At 61.9% G+C, this 20,158-nt stretch carries 19 protein-coding genes, 1 other RNA gene and 2 pseudogenes; 13 read left to right on the top strand and 9 right to left on the bottom strand.

Features of this window, described 5'->3' with window-relative positions:
* Positions 1–153: 153 nt before the first annotated feature.
* A complete protein-coding gene (locus tag XpopCFBP1817_RS01095) occupies positions 154–795 on the bottom strand; it encodes a response regulator (RefSeq protein ID WP_128415613.1) in 642 nt (213 codons plus the stop codon).
* A complete protein-coding gene (locus tag XpopCFBP1817_RS01090; protein WP_128415612.1) occupies positions 796–1,992 on the bottom strand; it encodes a sensor histidine kinase in 1,197 nt (398 codons plus the stop codon). It abuts the gene before it with no gap.
* 188 nt (positions 1,993–2,180) lie between these two features.
* On the opposite strand from XpopCFBP1817_RS01090, the gene XpopCFBP1817_RS01080 reads away from it, so the two are divergent.
* The 6 genes from XpopCFBP1817_RS01080 (at position 2,181) to XpopCFBP1817_RS01055 (ending at position 5,325) form a co-directional block, all read left to right on the top strand.
* Positions 2,181–2,780, top strand: a complete 600-nt coding sequence (locus XpopCFBP1817_RS01080; RefSeq protein WP_128415611.1) for a GNAT family N-acetyltransferase — start codon at positions 2,181–2,183, stop codon at positions 2,778–2,780.
* A 3-nt stretch (positions 2,781–2,783) separates the two neighbouring features.
* Positions 2,784–3,521, top strand: coding sequence for a septum site-determining protein MinC (gene minC / locus XpopCFBP1817_RS01075; protein WP_128415610.1), 738 nt, complete (start codon positions 2,784–2,786; stop codon positions 3,519–3,521).
* Positions 3,522–3,557: 36 nt separating this feature from the next.
* A complete protein-coding gene (gene minD / locus XpopCFBP1817_RS01070; protein WP_128415609.1) occupies positions 3,558–4,367 on the top strand; it encodes a septum site-determining protein MinD in 810 nt (269 codons plus the stop codon).
* A gap of 2 nt (positions 4,368–4,369) precedes the next feature.
* Complete coding sequence (gene minE, locus XpopCFBP1817_RS01065) at positions 4,370–4,627, top strand: cell division topological specificity factor MinE (RefSeq protein WP_128415608.1); 258 nt, start codon at positions 4,370–4,372, stop codon at positions 4,625–4,627.
* A gap of 35 nt (positions 4,628–4,662) precedes the next feature.
* Positions 4,663–4,741, top strand: a non-coding RNA gene (locus tag XpopCFBP1817_RS01060) — sX9 sRNA.
* A 74-nt stretch (positions 4,742–4,815) separates the two neighbouring features.
* The gene (locus XpopCFBP1817_RS01055) at positions 4,816–5,325 is read left to right on the top strand and encodes a hypothetical protein (protein ID WP_425479035.1); all 510 of its coding nucleotides are present in this window, start codon (positions 4,816–4,818) and stop codon (positions 5,323–5,325) included.
* Between the two features lie 142 nt (positions 5,326–5,467).
* Here XpopCFBP1817_RS01055 and XpopCFBP1817_RS01050 read toward each other — a convergent pair whose 3' ends face one another.
* Together XpopCFBP1817_RS01050 and XpopCFBP1817_RS01045 are read right to left on the bottom strand one after the other, a co-directional pair.
* The gene (locus XpopCFBP1817_RS01050; RefSeq protein ID WP_128415606.1) at positions 5,468–6,766 is read right to left on the bottom strand and encodes a sensor histidine kinase; all 1,299 of its coding nucleotides are present in this window, start codon (positions 6,764–6,766) and stop codon (positions 5,468–5,470) included.
* A complete protein-coding gene (locus XpopCFBP1817_RS01045; RefSeq protein WP_128415605.1) occupies positions 6,759–7,475 on the bottom strand; it encodes a response regulator transcription factor in 717 nt (238 codons plus the stop codon). The genes XpopCFBP1817_RS01050 and XpopCFBP1817_RS01045 overlap by 8 nt, the downstream gene beginning before the upstream one ends.
* Positions 7,476–7,692: 217 nt before the next feature.
* Between XpopCFBP1817_RS01045 and XpopCFBP1817_RS01040 the strand changes: the two genes are divergently transcribed.
* The 3 genes and pseudogenes from XpopCFBP1817_RS01040 (at position 7,693) to XpopCFBP1817_RS01030 (ending at position 11,942) form a co-directional block, all read left to right on the top strand.
* Positions 7,693–9,426, top strand: a complete 1,734-nt coding sequence (locus XpopCFBP1817_RS01040) for an ArnT family glycosyltransferase (protein WP_167393777.1) — start codon at positions 7,693–7,695, stop codon at positions 9,424–9,426.
* Positions 9,427–9,526: 100 nt separating this feature from the next.
* A complete protein-coding gene (locus XpopCFBP1817_RS01035; protein WP_128415603.1) occupies positions 9,527–10,291 on the top strand; it encodes a phosphatase PAP2 family protein in 765 nt (254 codons plus the stop codon).
* Positions 10,288–11,942: pseudogene (locus XpopCFBP1817_RS01030) on the top strand (phosphoethanolamine transferase). The gene XpopCFBP1817_RS01035 and the pseudogene XpopCFBP1817_RS01030 overlap by 4 nt, the downstream one beginning before the upstream one ends.
* Before the next feature lie 69 nt (positions 11,943–12,011).
* Here the strand turns inward: XpopCFBP1817_RS01030 and XpopCFBP1817_RS01025 are convergent.
* Genes XpopCFBP1817_RS01025 through mtgA form a run of 3 tightly spaced genes read right to left on the bottom strand, consistent with a single transcriptional unit; the run spans position 12,012 to position 14,192 of the window.
* The gene (locus XpopCFBP1817_RS01025) at positions 12,012–12,440 is read right to left on the bottom strand and encodes a CBS domain-containing protein (RefSeq protein ID WP_128415602.1); all 429 of its coding nucleotides are present in this window, start codon (positions 12,438–12,440) and stop codon (positions 12,012–12,014) included.
* Complete coding sequence (locus XpopCFBP1817_RS01020) at positions 12,400–13,449, bottom strand: glycosyltransferase family 2 protein (protein ID WP_425479034.1); 1,050 nt, start codon at positions 13,447–13,449, stop codon at positions 12,400–12,402. The genes XpopCFBP1817_RS01025 and XpopCFBP1817_RS01020 overlap by 41 nt, the downstream gene beginning before the upstream one ends.
* A 2-nt stretch (positions 13,450–13,451) precedes the next feature.
* Entirely contained in the window at positions 13,452–14,192 is a 741-nt protein-coding gene (gene mtgA / locus XpopCFBP1817_RS01015) for a monofunctional biosynthetic peptidoglycan transglycosylase (protein ID WP_128415600.1), read from the bottom strand.
* A 74-nt stretch (positions 14,193–14,266) separates the two neighbouring features.
* Here mtgA and hslO point away from each other — a divergent pair, with 74 nt between their 5' ends.
* Together hslO and XpopCFBP1817_RS01005 are read left to right on the top strand one after the other, a co-directional pair.
* Positions 14,267–15,157 carry an Hsp33 family molecular chaperone HslO gene (hslO, locus tag XpopCFBP1817_RS01010; RefSeq protein WP_128415599.1) on the top strand — a complete coding sequence of 297 codons (891 nt, stop codon included), beginning with the start codon at positions 14,267–14,269 and terminating at the stop codon, positions 15,155–15,157.
* 153 nt (positions 15,158–15,310) lie between these two features.
* On the top strand, positions 15,311–16,147 hold the full coding sequence (locus XpopCFBP1817_RS01005) for an XOO1806 family protein (RefSeq protein WP_167393776.1): 837 nt from the start codon (positions 15,311–15,313) through the stop codon (positions 16,145–16,147).
* A 223-nt stretch (positions 16,148–16,370) separates the two neighbouring features.
* On the opposite strand, the gene XpopCFBP1817_RS22480 is transcribed toward XpopCFBP1817_RS01005, so the two are convergent.
* On the bottom strand, positions 16,371–16,604 hold the full coding sequence (locus tag XpopCFBP1817_RS22480) for a hypothetical protein (RefSeq protein WP_244171036.1): 234 nt from the start codon (positions 16,602–16,604) through the stop codon (positions 16,371–16,373).
* Between XpopCFBP1817_RS22480 and XpopCFBP1817_RS22475 the strand changes: the two genes are divergently transcribed.
* Positions 16,603–17,595 (top strand): TonB-dependent receptor plug domain-containing protein, encoded by a 993-nt coding sequence (locus XpopCFBP1817_RS22475; RefSeq protein ID WP_244171035.1) that lies wholly within the window; start codon positions 16,603–16,605, stop codon positions 17,593–17,595. The two genes, XpopCFBP1817_RS22480 and XpopCFBP1817_RS22475, sit on opposite strands and share 2 nt — an antisense overlap.
* A 123-nt stretch (positions 17,596–17,718) precedes the next feature.
* Complete coding sequence (locus tag XpopCFBP1817_RS22470; RefSeq protein WP_244171034.1) at positions 17,719–19,299, top strand: TonB-dependent receptor domain-containing protein; 1,581 nt, start codon at positions 17,719–17,721, stop codon at positions 19,297–19,299.
* A 119-nt stretch (positions 19,300–19,418) separates the two neighbouring features.
* Here the strand turns inward: XpopCFBP1817_RS22470 and XpopCFBP1817_RS00995 are convergent.
* Positions 19,419–20,067, bottom strand: a pseudogene (locus XpopCFBP1817_RS00995) (TetR/AcrR family transcriptional regulator); the annotation flags it as partial.
* Positions 20,068–20,158: the final 91 nt, after the last annotated feature.

The following is a 20,158-nucleotide window of genomic DNA, read 5'->3' as shown; positions in this document are numbered from 1 at the left end:
TTCGTGGTCCCCGGTGGCCTGCTCCATACAAATGCGTAAGACCGCGCTGCATCGAATCGCGCCGTCGTGAATCAGGCGCGCCTGCAAAGTAGAACGCGCAGGCGCGCGCGCGCCTCGACGCCGAGAGGGAATCAAAGCTGTAGGAAAATGCCGTCACACCAACTGCAGCTCGAAGGCCTTCAGCACCGCGCGGGTGCGATCGCGCACACCGAGCTTGGACAGAATGTTGGACACATGATTCTTGATGGTGCCCTCGGCCACGCCCAGCGAATTGGCGATCTCCTTGTTGGAGAATCCGCTGGCCATCAGCCGCAGGATCTCGGTCTCGCGGTCGGTGAGCGGGTCGGGCCGGTCCAGGCTGACGAACTCGTTACGCATGTGCTCCAGGCCCGACAACAGGCGCTGGGTCACCGCCGGCTGCACCAGCGATCCGCCGCCGGCCACGGTGCGGATCGCGCCGACCAGTTGTTCCAGCGAGACATCCTTGAGCAGATAGCCCTTGGCGCCGGCCTTGAGCCCAGCCAGCACCAGTTGGTCGTCGTCGAAGGTGGTCAGGATGATCGTCGGCGGCAGCGTGCCGTTGCGCGAGAGCATCTGTAGCGCCTCCAGGCCGGACATTACCGGCATGCGCATGTCCATCAGCACCACATGGGGCTGAATCTGCGGGATCTGCTCGACCGCCTGCTTGCCGTCGCAGGCCTCGGCGACCACTTCGATGCCGTTGTCCAGCGCCAGCAGCGAGCGGATGCCCTGGCGTACCAGGGTTTGGTCGTCGACCAGGCACACACGGATCATCTAAAACACTCCTTGGGTCACGGCCGCAGGCATCAGTGCCGGCGCGCCTGGAACGCAGATGCGCAGGCCGAAGCCGTCACCCCGCCGGGTTTGAATCTCGAGCTGGCCACCATACTGGTTCAGGCGTTCGCGCATGCCGCGCAGCCCGTTGCCGGGCGCCACCGTGTCGGCGCCATGGCCGTCGTCGCGCGCGTCGATCAGCACGGTGTCGGCATCGCGGCGGACCTGGATCCACAGATTGCGCGCACCGGCATGGCGCACCGCATTGGTGATGATTTCCTGGGTACAGCGCAGCAGCACGTGGGCGCGCTCGGGGTCGTCCAGGGTCAGTGGCTGGGCGATGTCCAGATGGATGTCCAGCGATGGCACCTGGGTCACCAGCGGACGCAATGCGGCTTCCAGATCGATGGCGCCGCTATCGCGCAGGTGGCTGACTGCCTCGCGCACGTCGGTGAGCAACAGCTTGGCCAGCGTATGCGCCTGGCGCACGTGTTCCTGGGCCTGGCCTTCGGTGATGTGGCCGGCCACTTCCAGATTCAGGCTCAGCGCGGTGAGGTGGTGGCCGAGCAGATCATGCAGTTCGCGCGAGATGCGGGTGCGCTCGTTGATGCGGGCGCTTTCGGCCAACAGCGCGCGGGTGGCGCGTAATTCGGCATTGAGCCGGCGCTGTTCTTCGCGCGCATCGGTCTGCTGGCGCGCAACCAGGCTGGTCACGAAGATGAACATCGAAAAGCCGCCATACAACAACGACTGCATCAATGCGGCGAACAAGGTGAAGTCCGGACGCAGGTAATAGAACACCGGCAGCACCGCCAGCTGGCTGAGCACCAGCCAGGCCACCCCGATGCGCAGTGGCAGCAGCCAGGGGATCACCCCCGCCGCCACCATCATCAGGATGCTGCCCAGCCCGGTGCCGCTCAGATAACTGACCGCCAGCGCGAAGATGGTGAGCAGGAGCAGAATCAGCCGGTCGTACCAATGCGCGTGGCCGCCGCTGTTCAAACCCCGGGTCAGCCAGAAGTAGCTGGCGCCGAAGCCGACGAAGAACCCCGACATCAGCACGGCTTCGGCCACGCTGCGGTGATCGCCCTCTTCGGCGACAGGCAAATAGGTGTACACCAACGGCATGGCGATCATCGCCCAGGTGAACAGGCCGGCGAAGCGCAGGACGCGCATATGACTGAGGTATCCCAACATGTAAGCATCTTAGGCGCAACGCGCAGCCCTGCCCTCTTGCCGGAAGTCATGCATGCGCACGGCATGCATCGTTTGAGGCGTGGCGTCACTTGTCGAACGACCCGAACAGGTCGCCGCTTCAGGCCACGCATGCGATAATCCGACGCAGATCCGATTTCGGGTCGAGAGCGTTACCCCACGGAGTCCTAATGTCGATCGTTATCCGCGACGTGCGCGAGCACGAGCTCGATTCCGTCCTGGCCCTGAACAACAATGCCGGACTGGCAATCCTGCCGCTGGATCCAAACAAACTGCAGCGCTTCTATGAGCAGGCCGAATATTTTCGCGTCGCCGAGCGCGACGGCAACCTGGCCGGGTTTCTGGTCGGGTTCGGTAGCAGCAGTGCGCATGACAGCAGCAATTTCGCCTGGTTCCGGGACCGTCATCCGGAATTTTTCTACATCGACCGCATCGTGGTCGCTAGTCGCCGCCGCGGTGGTGGCGTCGGGCGTGCGTTCTATGCCGATGTGCAGAGCTACACCGAGTTGCGCTACCCGCAACTGGCCTGCGAAGTGTTCCTGGACCATGGCGCCGATGCGGCGTTGTTGTTCCATGGCAGCTTCGGTTTCCGCGAGGTCGGCCAGAACACCATGGCCGATGTGGAAGTGCGCGCCAGCATGCTGATGAAAGACATGTGCAGCTATCCGTGGGTCAAAGAAACCTATGGCGGCAGGTTGCCCGAGCAGTTGCCGTGGGTCGGCCGGCCGCGTCATGCCGCCGCCACCGACAACCCACCGACGGGGAGCTAAGGCGTGTCGAGCGTGAATGTGGATTTTGAACAAGCCGGCGAACTGAAGATCGGCCAGGTGGGCATTGCCAATCTGCGCGTGCGCACGCTGGATGTGCCGCGCTTGCTGCGTGAGATGCAGGAACGTGTGACCCGCGCGCCCAAGTTGTTTGGACGTGCGGCGGTGATCCTGGATTTTGGTGGCTTGTCGCAATTGCCCGATGTGACCACAGCCAAGGCGCTGCTGGATGGTTTGCGCGCGGCCGGCGTGCTGCCGGTTGCATTGGCCTACGGGACCAGCGAGATCGACCTGCTGTCGCAGCAGCTCGGCGTGCCGCTGCTGGCCAAGTTCCGTGCGCAATACGAGCCGACTGCGGTGAGCCCACCGCAGCCGCCTGCGCGCGCCGAACCGGCGCCGCCGGTCGTGCGGCCGGCCCCTGGCCGCATGCAACGCAACGCGGTGCGTTCGGGCCAGCAGCTGTATGCGGAGAACTGCGACCTGACCGTACTCAGTACGGTGGGTGCCGGGGCGGAGGTGATCGCCGACGGCAGCATCCATATCTACGGTACCCTGCGTGGCCGCGCGTTGGCCGGTGCGCAAGGCAATACCGACGCGCGCATCTTCTGCCGCGATTTCCACGCCGAACTGGTCGCCATCGCTGGCCATTACAAGGTGCTGGACGATGTCCCCATGGAACTGCGTGGCAAGGCCGTCCAGGTCTGGCTGGAGCAGGATCAGATCAAGATCGCTGCGCTGGACTGACGCAGCCCAACCACAGAAATATTTCGGAGAAATCCTTTGGCTGAAATCATCGTAGTCACCTCCGGCAAGGGCGGCGTTGGCAAGACCACCACCAGCGCGAGCCTGGCCTGCGGGCTGGCACGGCGCGGCAAGAAGGTCGCGGTCATCGACTTCGACGTCGGTCTGCGCAACCTGGACCTGATCATGGGCTGCGAGCGGCGCGTGGTGTACGACTTTGTCAACGTCGTGCACGGCGAAGCCACGCTCAATCAGTCGCTGATCAAGGACAAGCGCTTCGACAACCTGTACGTGCTGGCTGCATCGCAGACCCGCGACAAGGACGCGCTGACCCAGGAAGGCGTGGAGAAGGTGCTCAAGAACCTGGCTGCCGAGGGCTTTGAGTACATCGTCTGCGACTCGCCGGCCGGCATCGAAAAAGGCGCGTTTTTGGCGATGTATTTCGCCGACCGTGCAGTGGTGGTGGTCAACCCGGAAGTCTCGTCGGTGCGCGACTCGGACCGCATCATCGGCCTGCTCGATTCCAAGACCCGCAAGGCCGAGGAAGGTCATAACGTGCCGGCCTTCCTGCTGCTGACCCGCTACAGCCCGGGCCGGGTGGAAGGCGGCGAGATGCTCAGCATCACCGACGTGGAAGAAGTGCTGGGGCTCAAGGCCATCGGCGTGATTCCCGAATCCGGCGACGTGCTCAACGCTTCCAACAAGGGCGAGCCGGTGATCCTGGATGCCGAGTCGCCGGCAGGCCAAGCCTACGATGACGCTGTCGCACGCATCATGGGCGAAGACCGCCCGATGCGCTTCATCACCGTGGAGAAGAAAGGCTTCTTCAGCAAGCTGTTCGGAGGGTAAGCATGGGCCTGCTCGATTTTCTCAAGAACAAGAAGAACACCGCCGAGACGGCCAAGAACCGCCTGCAGATCATCATTGCGCAGGAGCGCAACCATCGCGGTGGTCCGGATTACTTGCCGCTGCTGCAGCGCGAATTGCTGGGAGTGATCAAGAAGTACGTCAACATCGACGCCGATGCGGTGCGGGTGGATCTGGTCAAGGATGGCGAGCACGACGTGCTGGATATCTCGGTGGCGTTGCCGGAAGACGGCGACAAGTAAGACTGGCTGCCAGAACGACTGCGCGGTCGCCAGGCAGGCCCGGCCGGTGCTCGGAATCGGCACCTCCGCGCCACACACGCCCACCTGGCGACTGCTCGCTATGTTCTGCTAGCTACTGCGAACACTATCGAAAGCACCGTGTTTCTACGGTGCCGTTTTTTTTTAAAGACTCTAACTGACGCGAGCCATTGCGCGTGACCATCGACTCTTCTGCAACCCCCACGTCACCCAGCGTGTTGTGCGTGGGCGATATCGGCCTGGACGCACCCGCCGCCCTGCTCGCACGTTATGGTCTGCGCCTGCATCGCGTAGATGCCTGCGCGCCGATACCGGGCAGTTTCTGGGGCGAGCCGGAAGCCGGCATCATCGGTTGCGATGTGTATGTGCGCGAGGACACTCCGGTGCATTCGCTGTTGCATGAGGCCGGGCATCTGATCGTGTTGCCCGCAGAAAAGCGTGCCGCCGTGCATACCGATGCCACCGATTCGGTGGATGAAGAAGACGCCACCTGTTATCTGCAGATCCTGCTGGCCGATCAGTTGCCCGGTGTGGGCAGCGCCCGCCTGATGGCCGACATGGACACCTGGGGCTATACGTATCGACTCGGATCAACGCGCGCATGGTTCGAGCAGGATGCGGAAAACGCGCGTAGCTGGTTGAGCGCGCGCGGGTTGTTGCCGGTGTTGAGTGCTGCGTGAGTTTGATACGACTGCGGATGCGAGATCGACGCTAGTTGCGTGCTCGCTGATGTAATTTCTCTAGTGATACGCCAGCACCCGGCGGTACGAGCACAACCATCAATGCGATGAGCGCTGCACACGCAATACGCACAGCGACCATTTATCCTTGCAGCCCGGTCGCAACCGTCGAGCCGGATAGGTCCAGCGTGGCCACCGTACCCTGCCCTGCGTTGGAATCCAGGTTCAAATGCCAACCCAGGTGTTCGCACAAGCGGCCGATCAATTCCAGACCGATGCCATTACCCTGGCGTGCGTTGCCGCGCGCCAGCCGCGCATAGATGGCACTGATTTCTTCCGGCGTCATGCCATGGCCCGGGTCGGCGATGCGCACCACGCCCGGTGGAGAGAGCCAGACGCGGATAATGCCGCGGTCGCTGTTCTCGATCGCGTTGCGCAGCAGATTGCCGATGGCGGTCTGCACAATGGCAACCGGCGCGGTCAGGCTGCATGGCGCCAACGCGTCGATGACAACCTGCAGGTCCTTGTCCGCGCACAGATGCGCGTGGTCGGCGACGATCTCCGGCAACAGCTGATCCAGACGCACCGTATCGCTGCCGTGGGCCAGCCGGCCGGGATCCTTGGCCAACACCAGCAACAAGGTGATCAGTTGCTCCACCGCAGCGCTGGTATGGGCGATGCGCTCAAGCTGCAGGCACACCGCAGGCGGTGTACCGGGCTGCTCCAGCGCCAGTTCGGCCGCGTTGCCGATCACCGCGATCGGTGTGCGCAACTCGTGGCTGGCGCTGTCGATGAAGGCGCGTTCGCGTCCGACGAACTGGCCATTGCGTTCGAGATAATCGTTGAGCGCATCGGCGATGACGTACAGCTCGGCACTGCCTTGCGGTCCCACCGAAATACGTTGCGCGCGCTGTTCCGGGCGCAGCGCAGCAATATCGCGCGCCAGCTCCACCAGCGGCCGCACTAGCCGCGCCATCGCGTAGGTGCCCATCACCAACGTGATGCTGATCAGCGCGATGCCCGCGGCGAGCATCCAGCGGGTGAGGAATTTTTCGAGCGCTTCGAAATCGGTGATGTCCAGCACCAGCGCCAGGCGGCCGTCATGCCCGGTGTCGCGCACCATCACCGCACTCTGGTGGCCGGCGATTTCCAGGCCGTCGTGCAGGCCGGGATGCAGCGTCCGCAGCACCGGCGGTAGCGCTGCACTGTCGTCGATGCGGTATAGCCGCAAGGTGTCCGAATCCTGCCAGTGATAGCCCGGATCCTGCGCGCTACGGTCCAGAATGCTGTCCAGTTCGGAGTTGAGCAGCGAGCGCCAGACGCCGTGTTCGGCGCGCTCGTGCAGATACTGCGCGGTGCCGAACACCGCAAGTGTCATCAACAACGTGTAGCCAAACAGCCACACCAAGACCCGGCGGCCCAACGGGCGCTGCTTAGCCATCGGCGCATTCGCCTGTTGCAAGCCCACTGGCGACATCCAGCACGGCCAGCCGATAGCCGAGCCGCGGCAAGGTATGGATCAACTTCTGCGCGAACGGGCCATCCACGCTACGACGCAATTCGTAGATATGCGAGCGCAGCATGTCGCCATCGGGCGGGTCGTCGGCCCACAGCGATTGCTCCAGGCGTTGCCGGGTGACGGCGGCAGGGCTGGCCTGCATCAGCACTTCCAGCAATTTGCGGCAGGCCGGATACAGATGCAGCACCTGACCGGCGCGCGTAGCTTCCAGCGTGGACAGATCCAGGCGCAGGTCGGCCACCTGCAGCAACTTGCCGCGACGGCGGCCGTGCGCACGCGCAAGCAAGGCTTCGATGCGGACTTCGAGTTCGGGCAGTGCGAACGGCTTGGTCAGATAGTCGTCGGCTCCGGCGCGGAAGCCGGCGATCTTGTCGGGCAGTTCGTCGCGCGCGGTGAGCATGATCACCGGCAACTCGGACTGATGCTGCTCGCGCAGGCGGCGCAGCACGTCCGGGCCTTCCATGCGCGGCATCATCCAGTCCAGCACCAACACATCGTAGTGTTGGGTGGTGGCCAGATGCAGACCGGTGATGCCATCGGGCGCGGCGTCCAGGGTGTGCCCGCGCGCTTCGAAATACTCGAACAGATTGGCAACCATGTTGCGGTTGTCTTCGATGACCAGCAGCCGCATGAGCGAGTTTCCAGAGCGGCCCGGAAGGGACGATTTGCGCATCCTAACCGAGCCTGGCAAAACGCGACCGTTATCACCGGCGCCTTCCAATTGTTCGCGCCGAAGACATGCGAGCAGCGATGACATCGCTGACGCGCGATGAGCCATTCAGCCATCTTGACTCCGACAGAATTCCGACCTGCTTGCCAGATAGTGTGTCGCCCTCTTTAAATGGAGCGTGTGCGTGTCGCCTGCCATCTCTGCCGCTGTGTCCCGTCAGCGCATGCTGCGCGCTGCGCTGGTGCTTATCGTTGTCAGCTTGCTGGCCGGCCTGGGCCTGCGCCAGCCCAATCCACCGGACGAGCCGCGCTTTGTGCTGGCCGCGCGCAGCATGGTCGAGACAGGTCAGTGGCTGCTGCCGCATCGCGGTAGCGGGCTGTATGCCGAAAAACCACCGGTGTTCATGTGGTTGCAGGCGGCCAGTTATCAGCTGGTGCCGCACTGGCCTGTCGCGTTTTTACTACCTTCGCTGCTGGCCGCACTGGCCACGCTGTGGCTGACCTGGGACCTGACGCGGCGGTTGTGGAATCGGCGCGTGGCGGTCTATGCGGTGATGGCGTTGTTTGCGGTACTGCAGTTCGGCCTGATGGCCAAGCGTGCGCAGATCGACATGGTGCTGGTGGCGCTGAGCACGCTGTCATTGTGGGGGCTGCTGCGGCATCTGCTGCGCGGGCCGGACTGGCGCGCATGGACGCTGGGATTGTTCGCGGCCGGCGTGGGGACAGTGACCAAGGGTGTGGGATTCCTGCCCCTGCTGCTGTTACTGCCGTGGATGGCGCTGCCGCGCAGTCACTGGAGTGTGCTACATGCACGCGCACAGGCAGGGCGCGCCTGGTTGCTGGTGTTGCCGGCGTTTCTGGCCGGGACTGCCGTATGGCTGGGGCCGCTTGGCATTGCGTTATGGCAGAGCAACGACCCGCAGCTGCATGCGTACGCGCACGAGTTGTTGTTCAAGCAGACCGGTACCCGTTACGCGCATGCCTGGCATCACGTGAAGCCGGCCTGGTACTACCTGCAGGTGATCGCCACGCTGTGGTTGCCCGGCTGCCTGTTGTTGCCCTGGTTGCTGCCGGCGTGGTGGCGACGGCTGCGACGCGGCGATCCGCGCTATGTGTTGCTGCTTGCCTGGAGCGTGTTGGTGCTGGTGTTTTTCAGCGCCAGCCCGGGCAAGCGCGAGGTGTACATCTTTCCGATGCTGCCGGCCTTGTGTATTGCTGCCGCGCCGCTATTGGCAGGGCTGCTGCGCCGTCGTGGTATCCGCATTGTGTTGACGGGCTATGTAGTGCTGCTTGCGGTGGCCGCATTGGCATTGGGTAGCGGGATCGCACTGCATCTGCACTGGGCGGAGAACACCGCGTTGAAGCGCGGGATGGAGTTGGCCTCGATGCAATCGGTGGGTATCTGTTTGATCGGTCTAGGTGTGGTCGGCCTGGTAGCGATCGCGTGGTCGAGTGGCAAACGCGCCGGCACCGCGGTGATCGTGACAACTGCCGCGCTGTGGATGGTTTATGGACTGGCCTTGATGCCCGCACTGGATCCGTACAGCTCGGCCGCGCGCTTGATGCAGCGTGTCGGTCAGCGCATCGGCCCGGATGCCGAGATCGGCATGCTGGCCTGGCGCGAGCAGAACATGCTGCAAGCGGACCGCCCGGTCACCGACTTCGGCTTCAAAACGCCTTGGCAACAGCAATGGGAGAAAGCCGGTCCGTGGCTTGCACACGCGCCGGAGAAACGTTGGTTATTCGTCCTCAAGCAGGCTGTACCGGCATGTATCGACCCGGCGCAACGCATCGATATCGGCGAATCCAATCGCAATCAATGGCAGTTGCTGCCTGGGACGGCGTGGCATAAAGGTTGCGTCTCTGCGACGTCGGCAGCTGAACAGACAAGTGTGGACTCTAGCGCAGATTGACATACCTGGTATGCATTAACGTTTACGCAACTCTGGTCCGACCACTTTCCGACATGCGGCTTTCGAAGATGCCGGCTATAACCGCCCGGCAGATGTTTCGATGACGATGCTTCCCATATACGCGCCTGTAGTAGCGCGCTCTTCTAACGCACTACAAACCGCTTTCTTCGTTCGGCATTTATGGTTGCCGCTGGCATGTGCGTTGCTGGCCAGTGCATTGCTGATGGGTGCCGGCGGCGATCAGTGGATTGCCGATACCCTGTATCGCCTAGAAGGCGGGCACTGGTTGCTCAAGGAGAATTGGTTCACCAGTGGTGTTGTGCATCGCGCCGGCAAATGGTTGAGCACAACTGCAGGTGTTGGCGTGTTGCTGATGGCTGTGGTCGCTTGGTGCACTCAGCGTCTGCATGCAATGCGTTGGCCGCTGACATATCTAGCCGCATCGATCGCAGTGTCGACCTCGCTGGTGTCGCTACTCAAGTCGTGGACAGCGATGGATTGCCCCTGGGATTTGAGCCGTTATGGCGGCACGCAGCCGATGATCGGTCTGTTTGAATCGCGCCATGGCATTGCTGCGTCCGGTTGTTTTCCTGCTGGCCACGCAAGCGCCGGTTATGCGTGGTTGGCGCTGTATTTCTGTGCGCTGTCTCTACGTCCTGCATGGCGCTTTACGGGTTTGTTCGCAGGTCTAGCTGCAGGTCTCATTTTCGGCATTGCACAACAACTGCGCGGCGCGCATTTTCTATCGCACGACCTGTGGTCGTTGGCGGTGTGTTGGGTGAGCGCACTTGCACTATACTGCGTGATGATGAATCGAACGTATCGCGCGCGTGGTTTGATGTCGTCATCGGGGGATGCAGCATGAGCACCTGGTTACTGGAACCGCACGGGCAAGCTCGCCCGCGTGCGCTGACATGAGTACGCGGCCGACCGTGTCGACCGAGACGCTGGTGCTGCTGTCGAGCCTGTTTTTCGCACTGGTGTGCAATCAGTTGTTCTGGCGTACCTCCATGGCGACGCATCCAGGCAGCATTGGATTTGCCATCTCGTTGATGGCGCTGCTGCTGGCCGTGCATGCCTTGTTGTTGGGCCTGCTGGTCTGGCGTTGGAATGCGAAACCGCTACTGACGGCGCTGCTGTTCACTACCGCGTTGGCTGCGCATTACATGGACAGCTACAACGTTTATCTCGATGCAGACATGCTGCGCAATGTGCTGCATACCGACCACAAGGAATCCCGTGAACTGCTGACGCCTGGGTTGATTTTACCGCTCGTGTGTTACTTCCTGATCCCGACGACCTTGTTATGGCGCACACGCTTGCGCGCACGCAGCATCGGCAAGTCGTTGGCGATTCGCGCAGGCTTTCTGATCATCGTGGCAGTGGTTGGTGCGGCCGGCACCATGCTGTCGTTCAAGGATGTTTCCGCGTTGATGCGCAATCACCGCGAGGTGCGTTATTTGGCCACGCCGATTAACTACATCGTTGCGTTGCGACAGAATTTAAAATCCTATTCTCCAATCAATCACGCGCCCAAGCAACCGATCGAACACGATGCAATGACCATGCTACGCGCTGCCGACAGCCGCCCGCGCCTGCTGCTGGTGGTACTGGGCGAAACCGCGCGCGCACAGAACTGGGGACTCAACGGCTATGCACGCCAGACCACACCCGAGTTGGCGCAGGCCGGGGTGATCAACTTCCCGGACATGCATTCGTGCAGTACCAGCACCGAAGTCTCGGTGCCCTGCATGTTCTCGCCCTATGGCCGACGCGATTACAACGAAGACATGATCCGCAGCCATCAATCGCTGCTGCACGTGCTCGATCACGCTGGCATTTCTACGCTGTGGCGCGATAATCAGTCAGGCTGCAAGGGCGTATGCGATGGTCTGGAGATTCAGAAACTGGACGATGCCACCACACCTGGATTATGTGCCGATGGCCGCTGCACAGACGAGATACTACTCAGCGATCTGGCCGCGCAGGTACGCGCCAAGCCAGGAGATCGCGTGGTGGTGCTGCACCAGCTGGGCAGCCACGGACCAAGTTACTTCGAACGCTATCCGGCGCATTTCGAACGCTTCAGACCGATTTGTAAAACCGCCGATCTTGGCAGCTGCAGCCGCCAGTACATCGTCAACGCCTACGACAATTCCATCGGCTATACCGACCACTTTATCAACCAGGCGATCCACACGTTACGCGGCTTGCAGGATTACGACACTGCGATGATCTATGTCTCCGATCACGGCGAATCGCTGGGCGAAAAAGGCCTTTATCTGCATGGCGTGCCCTATGCAATCGCACCGAAAGAGCAGACCCATGTGCCGATGGTGATGTGGTTCTCGCAGGAGTTCGCGCGCGATCGCGGTCTGGATGAAACCTGCCTGCGCCACCGCGCCGGACAGTACACCGATCACGATGCCTTGTTTCCTTCGATCCTGGGTTTGATGCAAGTCAAGACCAGCATCTATGCCCGCGAGCGCGATCTTTTTGCGCAATGTGTGGGATAAACTCGGCTTGGATATTTCCCCGGCAGAAACCGTTGAGAACATCACGCCTGCCGAGTTACTAATGCGGCTTTAGCTGGCGATATAGCGCTGCAACTGATCAATATCGCGCTGTTGGTTCTTGATCACCGCCTTGATCAGATCGCCGATGGAAATCACCCCTTGCACGCGGCCGTTTTCCATCACCGGCAGATGCCGGAAGCGTCCATCGGTCATCAACTGCATGCAGCGCTCCACCGTGTCCGATGGCGACACCGTCACCACCTCGGCGCTCATGATCTCGGCGACGCTGGTGGTCGAAGAGGCGCGATCGCGCAGCACCACTTTGCGCGCGTAATCGCGCTCGGAGACGATGCCGACCAGATGCGGCCCGTCCATCACCAACACCGCACCGATGCCCTTCTCGGCCATCAGGCGGATCGCCTCGATCACTGCGGCGTCGGCCGCAACGGCAAATACCTCAACCTGTTTGGTCCCCAACAGCTGTCGTACGGTCTGCATGGCCCGCTCCGCGCTTGGTCTGGTGATCGCAGACTACTCCCACCGCGCCGCAGTGGGTATCGACCAGGTACAGCGGGCGCTGCTTGGCCTCGTCATACAGCCGGCCCAGGTATTCGCCGATCAGGCCCAGCGCAATCAGCTGAATACCGCCCAGGAACAAAATCACCGACATCATGGTCGGCCAACCGGCCACCGGGTCGCCCAACAGCGCCGCCTTGATCACCACCCAGCCACCGAACAGAAACGCCACCAACGCGGTCAGCAAGCCCAGATAGGTTGCCGCGCGCAGCGGCACCGTGGAAAAACTGGTGATGCCATCCAGCGCGAAATTCCACAACCGCCACACCGTGAATTTGCTGCGCCCCGACAGCCGCGGCGCACGCCGGTACGGCAATGCCACCTGACGAAACCCGACCCAGCCAAACAGGCCTTTCATAAAACGGTGGCGCTCGCGCAACTGCTGCAAGGCCTGCACCACACGCGGCGACAATAGCCGGAAATCCCCGGTATCGGCCGGAATCGGCGTGCGCGACAACTGCCGGATCACCCGATAGAACGCGTGCGCCGCACTGCGCTTCAACCAGCTCTCGCCCTCGCGAAAAATCCGCGTACCGAAGATGTTGTCGTAGCCGGCGCGCCACAGCGCAACGAACTCCGGAATCAGTTCTGGCGGATCTTGCCCATCGGCATCGAGCAGCACCACCGCGCCGGGCAAGACATGATCCAGCCCTGCGGAAATGGCCACTTCCTTGCCGAAATTGCGGGACAGCCGCACAGCGCTCACCTGCGCATCGGCCTCGGCAAGTGCCTGCAATACATTCCAGGTGCCATCGCTACTGCCATCGTCGACATACAGTACCTGCGTCTGTAATCCGCTCAATCCCGCCAATACAGCGCACAGGCGCGGGTGCAACAGCGGAATGCTGGTTTCTTCGTTATAGGCCGCAATCACCACCGTGAGGCGCTCTGATGCGGCGGGCAACTGCGCTGTTTCGAACGACGGGCTCACGCTCAAGGTGCCTGCAGATACGCAGCGCCACCCAACTGGCGCGCCTGCCGCTGAATCCACGCAGTGCGTCGCTGCACATAGGCCACAGGCCGGCGTGCGTCATAGCGCCGTGGCGAAGGCAACACCGCCGCCAGACGCGCCGATTCGGTTGGCGACAGCCCCGCCGCATCCTTGCCCCAGAACTGCCGGGCAGCGGCTTGCGCGCCATACACTCCATCGCCGAATTCGGCCACGTTGAGATACATCTCCAGAATGCGCTGCTTCGGCCACAACAACTCGATCAGAACCGTGTACCAGGCCTCTAACCCTTTGCGCACCCAACTGCGGCCCTGCCACAGGAAGACATTCTTAGCGACCTGCTGACTGATGGTGCTCGCACCGCGCACGCGCCCACCGCGCGCATTGTGATCGCGCGCGTTCTCGATGGCCTGCAGATCGAAGCCGTGATGCACAGGAAATAGCTGATCCTCCGCAGCCACCAGCGAAATCGGCAGGCTGGCGGCAATCTTGTCGTAGTCCCGCCATTGCCGATGCAGCGAAAAATTCCAATCGCCCTCGCCCCAGGCCTCCAGATAGCGCCCTACCATCATGCTGCTGATCGGCGGATCGACCACCCGCAGTACCAGCACCTGCAACACGCTCGCGGCGGCGAACAGCAGCGGTGCCGCCACCAACCAGCGCAGCCAGCGCCATGCGCGCCGTGGTGGCGTCATCTGCTTGCCATCCAATGCATCCATCCCCATTGTTTGCTACGACCTATCATCCCGATGCCTGCCGCATTATCCGGTAACCGGCGTCCCTTACGTCCGATGTTCCCATGACCGATCACGATCAGCTTTCCCGTTTCCTGCTGCCTGCCGCCGGCGTGCGCGGTGTCCACGTGCGCCTCACCCAGGCCTGGCACGACATCCAGGGTGCGGCCGCATACCCGCCCGCCGCACGCCAGCTACTCGGCGAAGCGGCGGTGGCCGCTGCATTGTTCACCGGCCACACCAAGGTCGACGGGCGCCTGTCGGTGCAATTGCGCGGCAACCAAACGCTGCGTACCTTGTTCGCCGAGTGCACCGCGGCTGGCACCTTGCGCGGCATCGTGCAGCTGGCCGACGGCGCCGATGCGCCCGCCGATCTGCGCGAACTGGGCGATGCAGCCCTGCTGGCGGTCACCATCGAAAACCCCGGCCTGGACCCGCGCGAACCGCAGCGCTACCAGAGCCTGGTCGGCATGCAGGCACCGGATCTGGCCGAAGCTTTCGAAACCTATTTCCACCAATCCGAACAGCTGCCAACCCGCCTGCTGCTGACCGCAGGCCCGGAACAGGCGGCCGGCCTGTTGCTGCAAAAGCTGCCCGGCGACGAAGGCGATAGCGACGGCTGGACCCGCATCGGCGCCCTGTTCGACACCCTGGGCGCCCCGGAACTGCTGTCGGTGGCCAGCGACGACTTGCTGCACCGCCTGTTCCACGAAGAGGAACCACAGCTGCTGGGCAGCAAACCGCTCAGCTTCGGCTGCTACTGCTCGCGCGAGCGGGTCGCCTCGATGCTGCAGTCCCTGGGCGAAGAAGAAGCCCGCGCAGCGGCGGAGGCGACCGGCGAAGTCGAGGTGCGCTGCGAGTTTTGCGGAAGTGAGTATCACTTCCCGCTGACCGCACTTGACATACTTTTCAACACAGCGCAACCCTCTCAGGAAGCGCCGGAAAGGTTGCAGTAGAAAGATTTGACTGCCGCGTTCGGGGGAACGCGTCCACTTGTTAAGTAATCATAAAAACCCTAGCATTCTCGTTGCCCGCTCTCGGGAACTTAACAACTGCCCCTGGGTCTGAACTCTGGTATGCGACATCTATTGCGCCTTCCGCTCGCTTTGATGGTTGCCCTTGCGGCAGCTGCGGGTGTGCACGCGCAGTCGGCATCCCAGCAGTTGCACGAGAGCACGATCCTGCCAGTGTGGAACAAGGGAAGCGGCAAGGTGGAAGCCTTTCTCTACCTTGAGCCAACCGGTGAGCAGAAGGCCGGCGCGCGCTGGCATTTCGGCCGTAATTCCCTGGATGCGGCCTTCGGCCTGACCTCAGGCGACTCGTTGGGCCTGATCTGCAACAGCAGCCGCGGCACCAACATCAACGGTTTGGCCAGCCATTGCCTGCTTGCCGGTATTGGCGACGAAGACGACGACAGCGCCGCTGCATCGCGCCGCGTCTCGGCCACACTGGGCTTCAGTCGCGCCAGCGCGCGCGCTGGCGTCACCGCCGGCACCGGCCGCGACACCTTGCCAGCCTGGTTGATCGGCGCCGGCAAGGCACCGATGACCAGCGTCGAACAGAACGACCTCACCGTGTTCGGCCAGAAGAACATCGGTCGCGAAGGCTTCGTCTCGATCGGCGGCACCTACGCCCGCGCGCGGCTGGTGCCGCTGGCCGACGTCTCCCCGGCCATCGCCGACCAGTGGGACACCAAGACCCTCAGCGTCGGCGGCGGCTATGGCTCGTTCAGCGCTAACGTCATCGGCCGCGTCGTTGACGTCCCCGGACAGCCCGAAAAATGGGAAAGCTTGGGCCTCGGCCTGACCTGGCGCACCCCCTGGAGCGGCCAGTTAACAGTTGGCGCGGAAAATGTCATCTCCCGCGGCAAGAATCCCTTCGCTCCGGACAACGAAAGCAACAGCGACGGTACGATTCCGTATGTCAGATACGAGCAAGACCTCTAACCAATTGATTTTAGAGGGTTAACAGATCCGCTGCCGTGAAGCCTCCGGTGGCGTTTTTGTGTTCAGCCCGCCTGTCAAACTGTCTATTTTACGTTCTCATTCTTTGTTGTTAACGGGACTTTAATTCTTCTCCCAACGCATATACCATCGGTTCACCCTGACGTTTTGGATCCGCTTTTTTCGGAACCCCCGACAGGCAAACAACCCCTGGCAATACCCAAGATCACTTGGAGAGAGAGCTAATGAATTTGAAGTCCAACAAGCTGCGCGATGCGGTCGTTTTCGCGCTGGTCATCGGCGTCAGCAACGCTGCCCTGTCGTCAGCCGCAATCGCGCAGAACGCACCTGCCAGCGAAGCAGCCACACTAGACACCATCACCGTTACCGGTAGCCGTATTTCCACGCCAGGCCTGACCACCAGCAGCCCGGTCACGAGCATCGAGCGCGAAGAATTCATGCGCACGCAGCCCGTTGCGGTGGAAGAGTTCGTCAAGCAATTGCCGAGTGTGTCGCCGACGGTTGGACCCGGCACCAACAACGGCGCGACCGGTGCTGCAGAAATCGATCTGCGCGGCCTCGGCTCGAATCGCACACTTGTATTGGTCGATGGGCGTCGCCCGGTTCCTTACGATCTGTCGGGTGTCGTAGACACCAATACGATCCCGATCGCGCTGATTCAAAGCGTCGATCTATTGACCGGCGGCGCGTCCGTGGTGTATGGCGCCGATGCCATCTCAGGCGTGGCCAACTTCATCTTGCGCCGCGATTTCGAGGGTGTGGAAGTTCAGAGCTCTTATGGTCAGTCCAAGTACGGCGACGGCGCGCGTCAGCGCATCGAAGCAACGATGGGCGCCAATTCGGCTGACGGCAAAGGAAACGTGGTCTTCAGCGTCGGGCACACCAAGGTCGACCCGGTTTTCCAGGGCGATCGTGAATGGGGCGAGGTTTCGCGCTCATCCGGCACAGGTGCTGCGCAGGGCTCCGGCACCACGGTTCCTTCGCTCATTGCAGGTCCTCCTGGCACATGGGGAACACCCGGCGAGACCGGCACGCGCAACGGCCGCGGTCAGATCGATCCTGCGACCGGCCAGATCGTCGATAGCATCCAGACCTATAACTTCAATCCGGTCAATCTCTTTCAGACTGCACTTGATCGCTACCAGGCCACTGCACTGGGTCGTTACGAAATAAATGAACACGCCGAAGCCTATGGGCAGGTGAACTACACGCGTTCCCGCGTCCAGGCCACGCTTGCACCAAGCGGTTTGTTCCAAGAAGCATTCGACATGCCGATCGGAAATCCACTGATCCCCGAGCCGGCACGTCAACAGCTGTGTCAGGCTTACGGTATCGCTGCGGGCAACTGCGTTGCCGGCGATCCGACCATGATCGAGGGCCTGACTGTTGGCCGTCGTTTGACCGAACTCGGCCCGCGTCAAGACCGATAAGACACCAAAACCTTCCAAGTCACCGCTGGACTACGTGGCGCTATCTCGGACAGCTGGAAGTACGACGCATTCTGGTCGCACGGTGAATCCGAGCAATTGGCGGAGCGCCGTAATTGGGGCTCGTTGTCAAAGACCCGACAGGCATTGATGTCGCTCGACGGCACGACCTGTGTCGACCCGAGCAATGGTTGCGTGCCGCTCAACATCTGGGGTGCTGAGGGTTCCATTTCACCAGAAGCGATCAACTTCATCAACCTGAGTGCGTTTTCCGTCCAGAACGTAGAGCAGGACAACGCTGCGCTTAACTTCTCCGGCGATCTGGGCGGTTTCAAGAGCCCATGGTCCGAGTATCCGATCGGTGTTGCCGTGGGCGCAGAACATCGTCGCGCCACTGCGGGGACCCGTGCTGACGGCCCGAATCAGATCCAGGGTGAAGTCATGGGCACCGGCGCGCCGGTGCCGGACAGCCAGGGCGGCTTCACGATTAACGAGGCGTACTCCGAGCTGATCGTGCCGTTGGTGGATAACGTGCCCGGTATTTACGCACTGTCCCTCGAAGGCGGCTATCGCTACTCCGACTTTTCGACGACGTCCAATACGGGCGATGAGTACGGCAGCTTCAAGTACGGCCTCAACTGGGCGCCGATCGAAAGCCTGCGTTTCCGCGGCATGTTCCAGCGTGCGAACCGTGCCCCAGGCATCGGCGAACTGTTCGCTCCGCAAGTGACCGGTCTGGGCAATCTCGATACTGATCCGTGTGCTGGCGCGGCGATCAGTGCGGCACAAGCAAACACTCCCGGCACCCTATCCAATCTGTGTGTGCAGACCGGTGTTCCGGCCGGCTCTGCAGGCTTGGTCGCGCAGCCCAATGCCGGGCAGGTCAACGTTCTCAGTGGCGGCAATACGCTACTGACGCCTGAGCAGGCCGATACGCAGACGATCGGTCTGGTCTGGAATCCGACCTCAAACTTCGCAGTGACGCTGGATTACTGGAAGATCGAGATGGAGAAGACCATCTCCTCGCAGAGCGTGGATGACGTGATCTCCGGTTGCTATGACCCGGCCCTCAATCCGGGCCTGACCTTCAACGGTAATTGTGCGCTGGTGGGCCGCTCGCCGTTGACCGGCACCTTCAACGGCACAACCTCGCCTGGCGTCTCGCTGATTCTCAGCAACCAAGGCACGCTGAAGACTGACGGCTTCGACCTTGGCGTCAAGTACGGCTTCGATCTGCCGGGCACCATGGGCCGCTTGAACTTCGCTTACGATGCAACCTTGGTGCAGACGCTGGAATCCCAGGCTACACCGGAATCGGAAAACCGCGACTGCCTCGGCTATTACAGCACGAGCTGTACGCCTAACTCGAAGTACCGCTCCATCCTGCGCTCCAGCTGGTCTTACAACGACCTGTCGGTTTCGCTGGCATGGCGTTACAGCAGCAAGATGAAGGTGGAGCCGGACACCGGCACCTGGTTGGAGGCGTATAGCGAAATCCCGTCTTACAGCTATTTCGACTTCGGCCTGAACTACAAGCTGCCGTTCAACTCGTCGGTCAATCTGTCGGTAGCAAACCTGACCGACAAGAAGGCACCGGTCGTGGGCAACACGATTGGCGACACCACACAGAACAGCGGCAATACGTTCCCTAACTTCTACGATGCGATTGGTCGTTATTACACGCTGGGCATCACCTTCGCGTTCTAAGAAGCGAAGGGTGTAAGAACGAAAAGCGGGCCGGTTATCCGGCCCGCTTTTTTTGTTCTGAATTTCGCGCCGATATTCTCAGCGCAGCGGCCGGAGACATCCGAAGTTTTGACTTCTCGCCCGGGAATCAACGTCTGAATCACATGCTCGACGTAGGCTTCGAAGTCTTCGCGGGCCTGCTTGGGTTGCTGCAGCTGTAGCGAGAGCTGCAGGAAGCCGACGTAGGCGGCGTAGGCCAAGCGGGCGCGGTGCTGGGCGTCGGTACGGGTGAGGCCGGCCTGGCGAAACGAGGCAATCAAATAGTCGAGGCGGCGTTGCGAGACGCGGTCGATGATCGGGCGCACAGCCGGGTGGTCGAGCGCCTTGAGCAGTTCGCTGTAGATGACATGCGGTTTGACTTCGTGGGCGACCAGTTGAAACAACGCGCGTAAGCGGGCACTTGGGTCGGGAACGTCTTCCAGGCTGCCGAACACTTCTTTTTGCTCGAAGATTTCCCAGCGTTCGAGGGCTGCCTGCAGCAGTGCGTCGCGCGAGGGGAAGTGCCAGTAGAAGCTGCCCTTGGTGACGCCGAGACGGCGTGCCAGCGGTTCTACTGCGACTGCACCGACACCTTGTTCGGCGATCAGGTCCAGCGCTGCCTGTGCCCAATCGTCTGCACTGAGGCGCTGACCGCGACCGGAACTGGCGCGGGGCGTGGTGGGGCTGGAATCGGTGATGTCGTTCATTGGGGCGATTTAACCATACGCTCAGGCCAGTTGCAGTACGCAACACAAAACTGCAGACACAACCGCCAGGATTTAATGGCTTAACCGCCCATACCAGTGAGTATTGACAGCTAGGACGCTACATCCATACTATC

It is taken from the genome of Xanthomonas populi, assembly GCF_002940065.1.
GTDB lineage: Bacteria > Pseudomonadota > Gammaproteobacteria > Xanthomonadales > Xanthomonadaceae > Xanthomonas > Xanthomonas populi.
This window is presented reverse-complemented; position numbering and strand designations above follow the sequence as displayed.